Origin of the sequence: Pseudoxanthomonas kalamensis DSM 18571, from assembly GCF_010211745.1 — a bacterium.
GTDB classification, from domain to species: domain Bacteria; phylum Pseudomonadota; class Gammaproteobacteria; order Xanthomonadales; family Xanthomonadaceae; genus Pseudoxanthomonas_A; species Pseudoxanthomonas_A kalamensis.
In genome coordinates this window covers 1-597 of the sequence record NZ_PDWQ01000086.1, presented here as the reverse complement: position 1 = coordinate 597, position 597 = coordinate 1, and the positions used below count along the sequence as shown (strand labels likewise).

The window sequence follows — 597 nt, the reverse complement described above, 5'->3', positions numbered from 1 at the left end:
GTGTTTATCGGCTACATCGGTACTGACTCGATTGGTTCGCTTATCAAACGCTTCGCTGCTAAAAAAGCCGGAGTAGAAGATGGTAGAAATCAATAATCAACGTAAGGCGTTCCTCGATATGCTGGCGTGGTCGGAGGGAACTGATAACGGACGTCAGAAAACCAGAAATCATGGTTATGACGTCATTGTAGGCGGAGAGCTATTTACTGATTACTCCGATCACCCTCGCAAACTTGTCACGCTAAACCCAAAACTCAAATCAACAGGCGCCGGACGCTACCAGCTTCTTTCCCGTTGGTGGGATGCCTACCGCAAGCAGCTTGGCCTGAAAGACTTCTCTCCGAAAAGTCAGGACGCTGTGGCATTGCAGCAGATTAAGGAGCGTGGCGCTTTACCTATGATTGATCGTGGTGATATCCGTCAGGCAATCGACCGTTGCAGCAATATCTGGGCTTCACTGCCGGGCGCTGGTTATGGTCAGTTCGAGCATAAGGCTGACAGCCTGATTGCAAAATTCAAAGAAGCGGGCGGAACGGTCAGAGAGATTGATGTATGAGCAGAGTCACCGCGATTATCTCCGCTCTGGTTATCTGCATC

General features: G+C 49.9%; 1 protein-coding gene. It reads left to right on the top strand.

Annotated features, from left to right (window positions below):
* Positions 1-79 precede the first annotated feature (79 nt).
* Positions 80-556, top strand: coding sequence for a glycoside hydrolase family 24 protein (locus CSC70_RS14125; RefSeq protein WP_000229403.1), 477 nt, complete (start codon positions 80-82; stop codon positions 554-556).
* Positions 557-597 lie beyond the last annotated feature (41 nt).